Genomic DNA, 14183 nt, shown 5'->3' with positions numbered 1-14183 from the left:
TCACACCTGCAAAACGGAACTGACAAGAAGTTGGCTATAGGCGTGTTGCGGGTCATCCAGCACTTGATCGGTCAGGCCTGCCTCGACCACGCGGCCCGATTTCATCACCATCAACCGATCTGCCAGCAGGCGCACCACGGCCAGATCATGCGTGACGATGATCGCCGACAAGCCCATGTCGCGAACTAACCCGCGCAACAAGTCGAGCAACCGCGCCTGAACGGACACGTCCAAACCGCCCGTTGGCTCATCCATAAACACCAGCCGAGGACCGGTCACGAGGTTTCGTGCAATCTGCAGGCGCTGCTGCATCCCGCCCGAAAAGGTCGTCGGGCGATCATCCACACGGGAGGCATCGATCTCCACTCGTTGCAGCCAATCCGTGGCCTTGTCACGTATGTCGCCATAGTGACGCTCTCCAACGGCCATCAGCCGTTCACCTACATTCCCACCGGCACTGACGCCCATGCGCAACCCGTCGCGTGCATGTTGGTGGACAAAGGCCCAATCGGTACGGCTCAGCATCCGGCGCTCGGGCTCGGACATCGTTACCGTGTCCTGCGGACCTTTTGCGCGGGTGTCGAACACAACCTCTCCGGCATCCGGGGTCAGATGCCCGGCCATGCAATTCAGCAGTGTCGACTTACCTGACCCGCTTTCGCCAACGATCCCCATGACCTCGCCGGGATAGAGGTCGAATGACACATCAGCACAGCCAATGTTTGGGCCATAGCGCTTTGTGATGTCCCGAACAGACAGCAAAGGTGTCATGCGGCGTCCTTTCCTTTGTGACCCGCCGCCTGGCGCGCCTCGCAATAGTCGGTATCCGAGCAGACGAACATCCGCCCACCCGCGTCATCGATGATTACCTCGTCCAGATAGCTGTCTTCGGCACCGCACAAGCCGCAGGCTTGGTCGGCCTTGGACGCCTCAAACGGATGATCCTCAAAATCCAGTGAGACAACCTGCGTGTAGGGTGGCAGCGCGTAGATCCGTTGTTCACGCCCAGCTCCGAACAGCTGGATCGCAGCCATATCACCAAGCTTTGGGTTATCGAATTTCGGGATTGGCGACGGGTCCATTACATAGCGGCCTTCGACCTTCACCGGGTAAGCATACGACGTCGCGATATGCCCGTGACGACTGATATCTTCGTACAGCTTCACATGCATCAGCCCGTATTCCTCAAGGCTGTGCATCTTGCGGGTTTCGCTCTCTCGCGGTTCCAGAAAGCGCAACGGCTCAGGGATAGGCACCTGATAGACAAGGATCTGACCTTCTTGCAGCGGCTCCTCGGGAATCCGGTGGCGAGTCTGAATCACGGAGGCGTCGCTTGTCGTTGTGGTTGTTTCAACCCCCGCAGTGCGTTCAAAGAAGGTGCGGATCGAGACCGCGTTTGTGGTATCGTCCGAGCCCTGATCGATCACCTTGAACGTGTCATCCGGGGTCAACACCGCGGCCGAGACCTGCACACCGCCCGTACCCCAGCCATACGGCATAGGCATTTCGCGCGAGGCAAACGGCACCTGATAGCCCGGGATCGCCAGACTTTTCAGAATTGCACGGCGGATCATCCGCTTGGTCTGCTCGTCCAGATAAGCAAAGTTATAGGCGTTCATTCCGCAGCCTCCTGCACCTGATCAGCACATGCTTCGCGGCGTAGTTTGCGCACCAGTTCCAGTTCAGACTGGAAATCGACGTAGTGCGGAAGCTTGATATGCTCTAGAAACCCCGTCGCTTGAATGTTGTCCGCGTGATAAAGGACAAACTCGGCATCCTGAGCAGGTGCGCCAACATTATCCTCACCCAGTTCTTCCCACCGCAGCGCACGGTCGACCAAAGCCATCGAGATCGCCTTGCGTTCCGTCTGACCAAACACAAGCCCATAACCTCGGGTGAATTGCGGCGGCTCGGTTTTGGAGCCCTTGAACTGGTTAACCGTTTCACATTCGGTCAGAACGACCTCACCGATTTCGATGGCAAAGCCGAGCTCAGGGATCTCCATTTCCACCGGAACGGACCCGATCCGAAGCTCTCCTACAAAGGCGTGATTGCGCGCGTATCCGCGCTGTGTGGAATACGCCAGACCGAGGGTGAAACCCTCATCCGCGCGGGTCAGCGCCTGAAGGCGCAGGGCGCGATCGGCGGGCATTTCAAGCGGCTCGCGGGTCAGATCAGGTGGCGGCGTATCGTCATGCGGCGCTTCCTCGATCAGGCCTTCGCGATTGAGGAAATCCGTGACATGCGGCACTTCACCCAGTTCTGCTTCGCGCGCTGGGGCTTTGGGCACCTCACCATCAGCAGCCAGTTTGAAATCCAGTAAGCGATGAGTGTAGTCGAAGGTCGGCCCAAGCACCTGCCCGCCCGGCAAATCCTTGAAGGTTGCCGAAATGCGCCGGTCGCAAGCCATTGCCCCGGTATCAACAGGCTCGGATGCGCCAAAGCGTGGCAACGTCGTGCGATAGGCGCGGATCAGGAAGATCGCCTCGATCAGATCGCCGCGCGCCTGCTTGATCGCAAGCGCGGCCAGATCCGGATCGAACAACGAGCCTTCGGCCATGACACGATTGACCGCCAGGCTCAGCTGTTCGCGGATTTGCGCGATGCTCAGTTCCGCCACATCGGTATCACCACGGCGTTCTTCGGCAAGCCAAGTGTGGGCATTTTCAATAGCACGCTCGCCACCTTTTACTGCGACATACATCAGGACACCTCGGTCGTTCTTGGCAAAGCCGCTAGGCGGTTGCCATTCGTGAAGATTAAGTCGAGCCCCAGTGGATATAGCGTCTGATTATGCTGAAACGCCTCAAGCTCGGGCAATGAGAGCGCGGCTTTATCCTTGATTCCCGGACCTGTCAGAGTCGCCCCTGAAGCGATGAGTTCGGGGCATTCCATGATCAACGTGGCAGAACGATCCGGATATTCAGACGTCCCGATCGGGTATGCGTTCAATGGTCCCAGATCCAACCACGCACCAATGGCAAACATACAATGCGACGGGCCGGTCAGCGGTGCGCCTGTGTGGAATGCAAGCCAGCTGCGTACGGCGTCACAATCTAGCGCACCTGCCAGATAAACGGGCGTCTCAGTGTCGCAAAGCGTCAACAACACCGCACCCGCTGCTGGTGACATTGGGGCCGGAGGAACTGCGCCAGAAATCTCTTGCACGGTACCGGGACGCGCCATTGCTTCCATCACGCTGCGAAAGGCGTGGGCAGATTGGATCGCGGGATCCTTGAAACCGCCGATCAGGGCTTCTGACTGCATCAATCCTCTCCTCGTACCATGGTGAAGAAATCAACCTTAGTGGCTGCGGCTTTGGCGGCACGCGCGGCCTTTGCATTGGTCAGCTCATCTCGCAAAGGGGTCAGCACTTTTGTGCGCAACAGATCAGACACATCTGTCTGCATCAGTGCATCAACCAGCGCGGCGACTTCGGCATCTTCTTTCCGACGGCCTTGTATATAGGCATGCCCGACTTCGCCCGTGCCCAGCGTCAGCGCACAGCGTGTTACCGTCATTTCGCCCAGATTGAAGGGCGCACCAGTCCCACCTGCGCGAGCCCGAACCATGGTGCTGCCAATCTCAGGAGCACGCAGCCATGTGAAGCCGGGGCGAGGCATCGCTGCATCCAACAGGGCGGCCACGCGTCCCTCCGGCGCTTTGGCCAGCAGGCTCATCCAAGCCTTCCGGTCCGCGTTTTCATCAAAAGTGTCTTTCATCTCGACAACTTTTCCATATACTATACAACTATACACATCTTATCATATTTGCCGCCGTCAGACAGAGGAATTTTGTGAAACTTGCGTGACACTCCCACCAAAACCCCGATCTGGAAGGCCATCGCCGACGCACTTCGCAGCGATATGGCCGAAGGGCGCTATGGCCCGGGTGATAAGCTGCCAACCGAAGCGGCACTGGCAGAGCGGTTCGGTGTGAACCGCCATACGGTGCGTCACGGCATCTCGGCCCTTGTGGATGAGGGCCTAATCCGAACGCGCCGGGGCGCGGGCGCTTTCGTGGCAGCCACGCCCACCGATTACCCCATCGGCTCGCGGGTGCGATTCCATGAAAACCTCATCGCTGCTGGTCGCAGACCAGAAAAGAGGGTGCTTCATGTTGAAGAACGGGCAGCGACCGAGGGCGAGGCCACCGCACTGACCGTTTCACCCGGTGATCAGATCTGTGCGTATCACGGCCTCTCATTGGCGGATGGACACCCGATTGCCGTGTTCGAAAGCATGTTTCCCCTTGAGCGCCTGCCTGGCATCACTGCTGCGCTGCAAGAGACCAGCAGCGTTACCGAGGCGTTAAACAGGTCGGGCGTCACTGACTATACTCGGGCCTCAACCCGTCTGACGGCCACGCGCGCAACGGCCACTCAAGCTCTGCATCTGCAGGTTTCGGAAGGTGATCCGCTGCTTAGATCATCCGGAGTGAATGTTGACGAACAGGGACAACCGGTTGAATTTGGCCGTACCTGGTTTGTTGGAGATCGGGTGACACTGACCCTTGAGAGCTAAGGTTCGTATTTCTCCAGAAACGCATCAGCCTTCAGAGCACGGAAATCGTCGAGCGCCAACCGCAACTTGTCATGAGACCAATTCCACCAGGCCAAAGCGATCAACCGATCGGCGATGTGTCGTGGCTGACGCAGTCGCAAGGGTCTTGCAGGTGTACCGGCAACAATTGTGTAGGGGTCTACATCCTTCGTCACCAAGGCACCCGCAGCAACAACAGCCCCGTCACCCAGTGTGACCTCGGGCTTTATCATCGCGCCTGCGCCAATCCATGTATCGTTCCCGATATGGACAATTCGGGATTTGCGGTGACTGAAAAACACCTCGTCCCGATCCGCATCGTCCCAATAATCGTTCGAGCGATACAGGAAATGGTGACAGGACGCCGTGTGCAGCGGGTGATCAGTCGCGTCGATCCGCGAAAACGCGGCGATGTTGGCGAACTTACCGACCTTCGCGTTGGCGATGTCGGCATAACGATCACAATAGCTGTAATCGCCCATTTTTGTATGTACGACGCGGCTGCCCTTGCCGATTTCAACATAGGCCCCGAACGTACTTTCGGTAATCTCACATTCGGGGTGAATGCAGGGTTGTTCCGCTAAAAGCCGCGCCATCAGTCTTTCCGCCCGATCAGCTTACCGCGCAACCAGCCCGAGGCCCAATCCATGAACATCACCATGATGATGATCAGGACAATGTAATAGGCGACCTCTTCCCAATCTTTCTGCGTCTGGATGGCTTGCGTCAGCATCAGTCCGATGCCGCCACCGGTGATCGCACCTATGATCGTCGCAGAACGTGTATTGGATTCGAGGAAATATAGAATCTGGGCCAGCAGCACGGGAACAACCTGCGGGATCACCCCAAACCGGTATCGCTGTAGCGGTTTGGCCCCGGTCGAGGACACCCCCTCGATCTGTTTCTGATCAACGTTTTCCAACGCCTCCGAGAAGATCTTGCCAAACGTGCCCGTGTCGGTAATCAGAATCGCCAACGCGCCGGTCAATGGTCCGGGGCCAAAGGCCCGAGCCAGAACCACAGTCCAGATCAATGCGTCCACACCGCGCACAAAGTCGAAAAGACGGCGCGTTGCGGCGCGAAGCAACATGATCGGCGAAAACCGTTTGGCGGCGAGAAAGGCCAATGGCAGCGCGATCATCGCGGCACCCATCGTACCCAGAAATGCCATCAGGATCGTTTCTCCGATGGCCCAGGCCACATCCTTATGCCGCCACATCGCGTTGTTCCACCAGTCAGAGATTGCGCCTGCGATATTCGAACGGCTTGGATCGATCTGCGCGACAAACAGAATCTCTCCAATCCCATGGCCGTGGTAGGGACTGTCAAGCGTGAACCAGAACAGCTCCCAACCCGGGAAATAGTTGAACACTTCAGTCCGAGCGCCCGTCATGGTGATCCGGCCCTCAGGCGTTGTGACGCCAACACGCCGTTCAGATGCGGAAATCCAGTCGGGCAGTTCAGAGGGCAGATTTGTCGTCAGGCGGCGTCCCTTGGCCTGCACTTCGATCAGCTGGAAGTCGGGTATTTCAATCTCGGTCCGGTTGTCAGGCAGGAACCGCACGATATGATTGCGGCCCAGATCGATCGTCGTCACCTCTTCACCCGATACCCAGTCGGGACGTTTACCCTCGGGATAAGTGCCCTTACGCTCGCCCTCAACCGCATAGGTCACCTCACCGCTCCGATTATTGCGTGTGACATGCACTTTGTGTGACCAGCTATCAGAAGCCAGTGTAACGGCGTTGTCCAGATTGGCACGTTGCGCAAGGCCCGGCAGGTCGAAGGCGAAGAAGATGTAGGTGAGATAAACGAGGATCACGACGGGGATGCTAAAGCCGATCAATCGTTTACGCTGAAATAGCTTTTCGGCGTCAAGCTTGGCCTCGTCCAGCCCGAAGTTCCAATCAATTGTGGTCATTGGCCCTGCCCTTCGGTCAGACGGTTGCGGTAGCGGCTGGACACCTGATCGAAGAATACGATGGTGCTGAATAGCAGGATGAAAATCGCGCCGGCCTCGTCAAAACGACCCGGACCCCAAGCCATGGCATTGCGCAGTTCGTAACCCAACCCTCCCGCGCCGACGAAGCCCAGGATGGCAGAAGCGCGAATATTGATCTCAAATCGCAGCAACGTGTAACTGATATAGTTTGGCGCGACCTGTGGCAGGATACCCAGCATCATCTGTTTCGACCAAGTCGCCCCGGTCGAAGCCAACCCCTCAACCGGTTTCAGGTCAGCGTTTTCGGATACTTCCGAGAACATTTTACCAAGCGCCCCTGCGGTGTGGATTGAGATAGCGATCATCGCCGGCACCGGACCGCCCCCAAGGACGAAGATCAGCACAAGCGCGATAACGATTTCCGGCACTGCGCGCATAACATCCGAGATACGCCGGAAGACCGGGATTAAACCCGGCCATTTCGCCAGCCCGCGTGTGCCAAGAAGCGACAGGATCAGACCACCGATGGCCCCGATCAACGTGGAAACTGCGGCAATGTTCACCGTCTCAACCAGTGCAGGGAAGTACTTCACGATCAGGCCAGGCAGATCGGCCCGCTTTTCCCAAGCTTCAGACAGCACATCCGCCGGGTAATCACCGATCTGATGCAATCCGTCCCAGAACCCACCCGCGTTTCGGGAATCCGCAATGTTGAAACCTGATACCATCAGGACCACAAAGATCAGCAGCGTCAGCCCGCCATAAAGCCTGCGCTTGTGAACTTGTGCCATATAGCTGGATTGAATGGTCTCAACGCCGCCTGGCGCCGCACCGATTGATAGATCTGCCATCCCGAGCCCCGAATGAATAAAGACCGGCAACCCCAATGGGTTGCCGGAAACGTCATGTGCGCGCGTTAGCCACCGATTTTGGCTTTGCGGGCCTCAACAATCGAGATGTAGGTGTCATGCGATACCGGCTGGAAACCCAGCGTCTCGCCTGCCGCCACACCATAAGCGCAATCGGGGTCACGCTCGTGCAGGCCATCGACAAGATCTGTCATGGTCGCACGGACATCGGCAGGCAACGCCTTGCGTAGAACCACAGGGCCTTCGGGGATAACGTTCGATTTCCAGATCTGGACCATGTCGTTCATGTCGACAAGACCTGCGTCAACCGCTTTGCGCAGGGCACCAGAATTGTATCCGTCTTCCCAGTTGCCCTGACCATCGGCCCAGGTCACACCACCATCAATGTCGCCATTATTCACAGCGACGATCGTCTGCTCGTGGCCACCAGTGAATTTGACCTCACCGAAATACTCACCCGACTCCATGGTGATACCTTCTTTGTATTGCGGGATTTCGATCGATGGGATCAGATAACCTGAGGTCGAGTTCGGATCACCAAACCCAAACACTCTGCCTTTCATGTCGTCCAGTGAGGTGACGCCACTATCCTTGCGGGCGAACCCAATCGAGTGATACCCGATTGAACCATCCACATTGACCTTGATCAGAACGGGCTCAACTGCTTCGGGGTCTTGCAGATAGGTGGCCGCGTAAGAAGAGGCACCCAGCCATGCCATGTCGAGTGTACCGCCCAACAGGCCCTGTATCACACCGTTGTAGTCCGCCGGGGCGAATAGCTTGGTCTCAACGCCTAACGCCTCAGAGGTATAGTCTGCAAGACATTGGTACGAGTTCATGCGGTCCTGGGCATTTTCACCACCGAGGATGCCAATGCGAAACTCGGTGATTTCTTCGGCAAGAGCAGCAGTGCTCAAAACGGTCGTGGCGGCAAACGCCAGTGCGAGGGTCTTTTTCATCATTTTCTCCGTTCGGTTAGATGAAGGTGGCCCGCGACGGACGCGGGGGGAAACTGGCTCAGACGTAGGCTTCCGCTTCGCGGACCTCTGGCCTGTCCAGTGTTTCGATCTCGGTCGAGGTTGCGGCCTCGGAAAAGTCTGCACCTGCACCGTAGATGTCGCGCGCTACGCCCGTGGTCAGCTGCGCAGGGGTGCCGTCGAACACAATCCGACCATCACGCATTCCGATGACCCGGTCGCAGTAGCGACGCGCGGTATCCAATGTGTGCAGATTAGCAATGACCATACGGCCGTCTTCTTCGTGAATGGCCCGCAGCGACTGCATCACAACCTGTGCATTCATTGGGTCCAGCGAGGCGATCGGCTCATCCGCCAGAATGATCTTCGGGTCCTGCATCAATGCGCGGGCGATGGCGACGCGTTGCTGCTGGCCGCCTGATAAGGCTTCGGCTCGCTTGGGTGCTTGCTCGGCAATGCCTAGCCGATCCAGAATTTCAATCGCCTTATGAATATCCGACCGCGGGTACAGGTTGAACATCGTCGAAAAGGTCGATTGCCTGTTCAGCGTGCCATGCAAAACGTTCGAGACGACATCCATGCGCGGTACAAGATTGAACTGCTGAAAGATCATCGCACAGCGCGATTGCCATTCGCGTTTGGCAGCACCGCGAAGCGCAGAAATCTCTTCGCCTTCAAAAGTAATTGTGCCGGTCGTTGCATCGCTCAGACGGTTGACCATGCGCAAAAGCGTGGATTTTCCAGCCCCGGAGCTGCCTATAATCCCGATCATGGTTGGCTTGTTGACGACGATATTCGCCGAATCCACGGCCCGTTTGTCACCAAACTTTTTGGTCAGCTTTTCAATTCTCAGCATATCGCCCCCATCGTTGCGAGGCGGATAGAACGTCAAAACAAAAGCTTCGTGACGCTTTTGAATCGTTTCGTTTACATCTACGCGAAAGATTTGTGACAGGCGCGATGATTGCCTGGTTCTGCAGTGTGTGGCGTTTCTCGCAGGACTCTGCGCGAGTTTTATCTACAGGGCGTCATAAAACTGTTACGCTTGAGCGCAGAAAGAACTAACCTTCACCTATGACCCGTCTTCATGCCAGCCTTCTTCTTCTATGCCTTGCGGTGCCTTCTACTGCGCAGTCTAAAATGGTGGATGTCAGCTGTGATGACAGCGCGCGGATGGCACAGACACTGAAACAGGTTTTGGGAGCCGAACGTCAGGGCATGGGTTTGCGCGATCCCGAAACAATGCTGGAGGTTTGGGTCAAACGCACAAGCGGAGACTGGATGATCGTTCAGAACTACGCCAACGGTACTTCATGCATCGTCGCGATGGGGGACCATTGGCAAGGTGAGGTACCAGACCCGGCTTAGGCAGGTGTCAGCAGACCGCGCGAACTGCAGACGCGCAATCTCGCTGATTGTGTCGTTCCTTCTGAAGATCTCGCGAAGGGATCAGGTCAGTCCAGCAGCCCACGTTCGGTCAGGACTTTGCGAGCGACACGGAAGCATTCAAGAGACTGCGGGACGCCACAATAAATGCCGATCACATGAATGATTGATCGGATTTCCTCTTTGGTGACACCATTGTTCAACGCGCCGTTACAGTGGATTTCCCATTCATGCATCTTGCCGAGTGCCCCAATCATAGCGAGGTTCATCATCGAACGGGTCTTGTGATCGATCGTGTCATCCCCCCAGCCGAAGCCCCAGCACCAAGCAGTCATGTTCTCTTGGAATGAGCGGGTAAAATCATCCGCCGCTGCCAGGTTCTTCTCAACATACTCGTCGCCCAGCGTCGACTTGCGCTGCTTCAGGCCATGTTCAAACAGGTTGTCGTCCATCATTCTCTCCTCAGGTGAAACGACCGATCTGCAACTTAGTCGGTCCTGGCTCGATATTCCGCTAAAGCCGCCGCCCCTGTCTTACAACCAACCCCACCACCGAAGGCAAGGGGCTCGATCGCGTCGTTCTGGTCGGGTGTGCCCTTTGGCACAGCGTTGGCTTCGGTGATGTCTTATCTGGCCCATCCACAGCACGTAACGTTATTCAATCGCCTCGCGCATCCATTGTTGAAGCTTCGCAACGGAATGCTCGCTCATGACGCCACAGGCCGGATCAAGCACCAGCGGTCCCGGTTTGTACCCTTTGGATTTCAGGCCGCGGTGAACGGATTCCACTAACCGAATATCCTCAGCCACAGTCGTTTCGCGATCCTGAGTGGCAAGGCCACGGATCACGTCGCTTTCATGACCGCCTTCTGTGTACCACCCGCGCCAAACGGTACAGCTGTCCACTGTATTTGCCCGCCAATGATAGGTGTTCAGAACATTTCCCGGATAGCATTGGAACGAGAACATCGGCCACAGGAACCAGCTTTGATAGTCGCCCGCGCGCATGTTGCTTTCCAGATCAATCGGATAGGTCATCTTTTCGAGGCTTTGGCACTCGGTCGTGTGACGCAGCACGTAACCTCCCGACACATCGGGCTGAATGTCATAGGTTTCCGGTTTGATCACGCCTTCTGCAAAGGTCGGGTGATTAGTTGGGCAGTGATAGCATTCCGAGTAATTCTCGATCGAAACCTTCCAATTGCAGTTCTCGGGAATTTCCACCCACTCTAAGGGGGCCAGAGCGTTAGTGTTCGGCACGAACTCAGACAACTCGTCCCGGACACCGGGATACCATTCGTCCATCGTTGCCGCGTTATCGTCCAAATTGACAAAGATGAACCCAAGGAAGTCTTCGGTCCGTACTTCGGTCAGACAGATTTTCGCGCGATCAAAACCGGGAACTTTCTTGATGTTCGGCCCAGACCGCAGGCCGCCGGTAAGCTCATAGGTCCACTGATGATAGGGACAAACCACTACACGGGTATTCCCAGTTCCGGTCACCATTTCATGCGCACGATGCTGGCACACGTTGTAGAAAGTCCTGACAAGATTGTCGCGTCCGCGAATGGCAAAAAGGTTCTGACCAGCGATTTCGAACGCAAAGTAATCGCCTACATTTGGGATATCTGCCGCATGACCAGCGTATTGCCAAGTTCTGCACAACAGGCCGTTCATCTCTTTGTCGAATATGTCAGGATCCGTATAGTACCGGGCCTCGAGCGAGTGGGTTGGCAGGACAGTCATATTTTTTCTCCTGATACAAGCCGAGCTGGTGTTTCAGTCAAAAAGATCGCGTCAGGATTCGTAACATCCGTACGCGTCAGAATACCACTTGAAACATCTGTACCGCACATTGCTTACCTCGGTATGTACATTTGTGCCATTTTTAATTGACAGTGGTACATATGTAGCAATAGGAAGTCCACAGAATTCCATGTCTCGGAAACAGGAAGTTGCGATGTCTAAAAAGGAACTGCCTGCACGCGCAAAGGTCGTCATTGTCGGCGGTGGCGTCATGGGTTGCGGACTGGCGTATCACCTGGGCCATGAAGGTTGGGGCGAAGACACGGTGCTGTTGGAAAAGGCCGAGTTGACTTCGGGCTCCACCTGGCATGCCGCTGGTCAGATCACTCACTCCACCAGTTCCTACGGGCTGGGCAAAATGGTCGACTATAACATTGGCCTTTATTCCAAGACACTTGAGGAGGAAACCGGCCAGGCGGTTACATGGCATGGCTGCGGTTCATTCCGTCTGGCCTACACCGAGGATGAGATGGACTGGCTGCGCCACACATTATCAGTTGGCCGAGCGCTGGGATTCAACATCGAGTTGGTAGGGCCTGATTTTATAGCTGAAAAGCACCCCTACTATAACCTCGACGGTGTCATTGGCGCGCTTTACACGCCAGATGACGGCCACGTCGACCCTTCGAACGTGACCATGGCTATGGCAGCTGGTGCCCGACAGAATGGAGTGAGGATTTTTCGCCACTGCCGCGCGACTAATATCACTCAGAATGATGCTGGCGAATGGGTGGTGGAAACCGAGCAAGGTATCATCACCTGCGAACACGTGGTTAACGCCGGTGGCACATATGCCCGTCAAATGGGCGAATGGTCAAACCTGCAGCTGCCTATGACCTCGATGACCCATCATTATTTTGTCACTGAAGATGTGCCGGAATTCAAAGACCTGACAACTGAGCTGCCGGTGATCCGCGATGACAAGATGGTTTCGGGCTATATCCGCATGGAACAGAAGAAAGGCCTGATCGGGATCTACGAAAAAGAGAACTCAAACTCTGTCTGGCATGATGAATGCCCATGGGAGTACGAAAACTGGCTGTTCGAGGCGGATTATGACCGTGTTATGCCATGGCTGGAAAACTCATTGGAACGGATGCCGATCTTTGCTGAACTGGGCATCACCCGCGAGGTCCATGGAGCAATCAGCCATCCGCCAGATGGCAACCCGATGGTCGGCCCCGCACCGGGCGTCAAGAATTACTGGTGCTGCTGTGGCACGCAGATCGGCATCGGTTGGGGGCCTGGTCTGACCCGTGAACTGGCCAAATGGATGGTACACGGTGCTGCCGATATCAACATGCGTGACTATGATCCGCGCCGCTTTGGCAGCTATGCCAAGAAAGACTGGCAGGTCATCAAGGCGCATGAGGATTACAAGCTGCGGCACGAGATCCCCTTTCCGCATTTCAATCGTCTTGAAGGGCGTCCGATCAAACCCTCGCCGCTGTATGAAATCCTCAAGGAAAAGGGCGCGGTCTATGAAGAGGTTTTTGGCCACGAGCGCCCGCGATGGTTCGCGCGCAATGGTGTTGAACAGCGTGACCACTATTCGTTCCGCCGCAACGAAGTCTTCGACATGGTTGCGCTGGAATGCCAAGCCGTGCGTGAGCGTGTTGGTATCATGGACGTGACCGCGTTCACCAAAGTCGAAGTTTCAGGCCCCGATGCCTATGCCTATCTTGACCGTCTGACGGCCAACAAGATGCCGCAAAAAGACGGCTCGATCACGCTGACCCACTTTTTGAATCGCCGAGGCAGGATCGAGCTTGAGACGACCATCGTTCGCATGGCTGAAGATCGGTTCTACCTTGTATGTGCCGCCTTCTTCGAACAACGCCTTGTCGATCACCTGAACCAGAACCTCACGGGAGAGACAGTCTTTGTCAAAACGCTCTCCGAAGATTGGTCGGCTTTGTCCCTGAACGGGCCAAATTCCCGCGAGGTGCTGGCCAGATGCGCCGACGCGGACTTGTCCAACGCCGGGTTCCGCTGGCTGTCGGCTCAGGAAATCACCATCGCGGGGCACAAGGTCTGGGCCTTTCGCATGTCCTATGCGGGCGAGTTGGGTTGGGAATTCCACATGCCAGATGAAGCCTGCGTTGACGTCTACAGCGCGCTATGGGCTGCGGGCGAGAACTATGGCATCGAGAACTACGGCTCGTTTGCGATGAACAGCCTGCGCATGGAAAAAGCATTCCCCGGTGCTGGAGAGCTGACCAACGAGGTCACGTTGCCAGAGGCCAATGTCAGCCGGTTCTTCAAGCTGGACAAAGAGTATCTGGGTGTCGAAGCAACGCGCGCCAGTGCCGCTCAGTCTGAGGCGGGCGAGATGCCTTGGATTTGCGCCTATTTGGAGATCGAACCGGATGGGGTCGAAGATGGTCATGGGGGCGAGGCTATTCGGATCGACGGCGAGGTTGTCGGTGCAACAGCCTCGGTCGCCTATGGCCACAGCGTCGGCAAAATCCTCGCCTTTGCTTACGTCAAGCCACACGTGAATGTTCCGGGCACAGAGATCGAAGTAGTTATCGCTGGTGTACCCCGCAAAGGGCGTGTCCTCGGCGAAGCAGCCTATGATCCGAAATCCGAACGCCCACGCACGGACGCAGTTCGTGAACTGGCGTGAACTGAAAACCAGAGCATCGGCCATCGCGGAAGCC

General features: G+C 56.4%; 15 protein-coding genes. 3 read left to right on the top strand and 12 right to left on the bottom strand.

Annotated features, from left to right (window positions below):
• From phnK to phnG, 5 genes are read right to left on the bottom strand one after another with little or no spacing between them, the layout of a single operon-like run.
• A complete protein-coding gene (gene phnK / locus ACR0JG_RS07195; RefSeq protein WP_170394315.1) occupies nucleotides 1-771 on the bottom strand; it encodes a phosphonate C-P lyase system protein PhnK in 771 nt (256 codons plus the stop codon).
• The gene (locus ACR0JG_RS07190; RefSeq protein ID WP_170509531.1) at nucleotides 768-1619 is read right to left on the bottom strand and encodes an alpha-D-ribose 1-methylphosphonate 5-phosphate C-P-lyase PhnJ; all 852 of its coding nucleotides are present in this window, start codon (nucleotides 1617-1619) and stop codon (nucleotides 768-770) included. The genes phnK and ACR0JG_RS07190 overlap by 4 nt, the downstream gene beginning before the upstream one ends.
• Nucleotides 1616-2704 (bottom strand): carbon-phosphorus lyase complex subunit PhnI, encoded by a 1089-nt coding sequence (locus tag ACR0JG_RS07185; protein ID WP_170509529.1) that lies wholly within the window; start codon nucleotides 2702-2704, stop codon nucleotides 1616-1618. Before ACR0JG_RS07185 ends, ACR0JG_RS07190 begins: the two co-directional genes overlap by 4 nt.
• Nucleotides 2704-3267: a phosphonate C-P lyase system protein PhnH gene (phnH, locus tag ACR0JG_RS07180; RefSeq protein ID WP_480568557.1), complete on the bottom strand. Its 564-nt coding sequence runs from the start codon at nucleotides 3265-3267 to the stop codon at nucleotides 2704-2706. Before phnH ends, ACR0JG_RS07185 begins: the two co-directional genes overlap by 1 nt.
• Nucleotides 3267-3722, bottom strand: a complete 456-nt coding sequence (gene phnG / locus ACR0JG_RS07175) for a phosphonate C-P lyase system protein PhnG (protein ID WP_170646972.1) — start codon at nucleotides 3720-3722, stop codon at nucleotides 3267-3269. The genes phnH and phnG overlap by 1 nt, the downstream gene beginning before the upstream one ends.
• 81 nt (nucleotides 3723-3803) lie before the next feature.
• On the opposite strand from phnG, the gene phnF reads away from it, so the two are divergent.
• Nucleotides 3804-4523: a phosphonate metabolism transcriptional regulator PhnF gene (gene phnF, locus ACR0JG_RS07170; RefSeq protein WP_170422919.1), complete on the top strand. Its 720-nt coding sequence runs from the start codon at nucleotides 3804-3806 to the stop codon at nucleotides 4521-4523.
• On the opposite strand, the gene ACR0JG_RS07165 is transcribed toward phnF, so the two are convergent.
• The 5 genes from ACR0JG_RS07165 to phnC all read right to left on the bottom strand — a co-directional run bounded on the left by ACR0JG_RS07165 (nucleotide 4520) and on the right by phnC (nucleotide 9185).
• A complete protein-coding gene (locus tag ACR0JG_RS07165) occupies nucleotides 4520-5137 on the bottom strand; it encodes a DapH/DapD/GlmU-related protein (RefSeq protein WP_480568554.1) in 618 nt (205 codons plus the stop codon). The two genes, phnF and ACR0JG_RS07165, sit on opposite strands and share 4 nt — an antisense overlap.
• Nucleotides 5137-6462 (bottom strand): phosphonate ABC transporter, permease protein PhnE, encoded by a 1326-nt coding sequence (phnE, locus tag ACR0JG_RS07160; RefSeq protein ID WP_480568551.1) that lies wholly within the window; start codon nucleotides 6460-6462, stop codon nucleotides 5137-5139. The genes ACR0JG_RS07165 and phnE (ACR0JG_RS07160) overlap by 1 nt, the downstream gene beginning before the upstream one ends.
• Nucleotides 6459-7334 carry a phosphonate ABC transporter, permease protein PhnE gene (gene phnE, locus ACR0JG_RS07155; RefSeq protein ID WP_170509514.1) on the bottom strand — a complete coding sequence of 292 codons (876 nt, stop codon included), beginning with the start codon at nucleotides 7332-7334 and terminating at the stop codon, nucleotides 6459-6461. Before phnE (ACR0JG_RS07155) ends, phnE (ACR0JG_RS07160) begins: the two co-directional genes overlap by 4 nt.
• Nucleotides 7335-7399: 65 nt before the next feature.
• Nucleotides 7400-8311: a phosphonate ABC transporter substrate-binding protein gene (gene phnD, locus ACR0JG_RS07150; protein WP_170509511.1), complete on the bottom strand. Its 912-nt coding sequence runs from the start codon at nucleotides 8309-8311 to the stop codon at nucleotides 7400-7402.
• Nucleotides 8312-8369: 58 nt separating this feature from the next.
• Complete coding sequence (gene phnC, locus ACR0JG_RS07145; protein ID WP_170422930.1) at nucleotides 8370-9185, bottom strand: phosphonate ABC transporter ATP-binding protein; 816 nt, start codon at nucleotides 9183-9185, stop codon at nucleotides 8370-8372.
• Between the two features lie 218 nt (nucleotides 9186-9403).
• Between phnC and ACR0JG_RS07140 the strand changes: the two genes are divergently transcribed.
• The gene (locus ACR0JG_RS07140; RefSeq protein ID WP_480568549.1) at nucleotides 9404-9697 is read left to right on the top strand and encodes a hypothetical protein; all 294 of its coding nucleotides are present in this window, start codon (nucleotides 9404-9406) and stop codon (nucleotides 9695-9697) included.
• Nucleotides 9698-9783: 86 nt separating this feature from the next.
• Here ACR0JG_RS07140 and ACR0JG_RS07135 read toward each other — a convergent pair whose 3' ends face one another.
• Both ACR0JG_RS07135 and ACR0JG_RS07130 read right to left on the bottom strand, forming a co-directional pair.
• The gene (locus ACR0JG_RS07135; RefSeq protein WP_480439003.1) at nucleotides 9784-10170 is read right to left on the bottom strand and encodes a carboxymuconolactone decarboxylase family protein; all 387 of its coding nucleotides are present in this window, start codon (nucleotides 10168-10170) and stop codon (nucleotides 9784-9786) included.
• Between the two features lie 198 nt (nucleotides 10171-10368).
• Nucleotides 10369-11460 (bottom strand): aromatic ring-hydroxylating oxygenase subunit alpha, encoded by a 1092-nt coding sequence (locus ACR0JG_RS07130; RefSeq protein WP_480568546.1) that lies wholly within the window; start codon nucleotides 11458-11460, stop codon nucleotides 10369-10371.
• Between the two features lie 214 nt (nucleotides 11461-11674).
• Here ACR0JG_RS07130 and ACR0JG_RS07125 point away from each other — a divergent pair, with 214 nt between their 5' ends.
• A complete protein-coding gene (locus ACR0JG_RS07125) occupies nucleotides 11675-14149 on the top strand; it encodes an FAD-dependent oxidoreductase (protein ID WP_480568543.1) in 2475 nt (824 codons plus the stop codon).
• Nucleotides 14150-14183: the final 34 nt, after the last annotated feature.

Source organism: Ruegeria sp. AD5 (assembly GCF_056542345.1).
The sequence above is the reverse complement of the archived record's forward strand: the minus strand, read 5'-3'. Positions and strand labels throughout refer to the sequence as shown.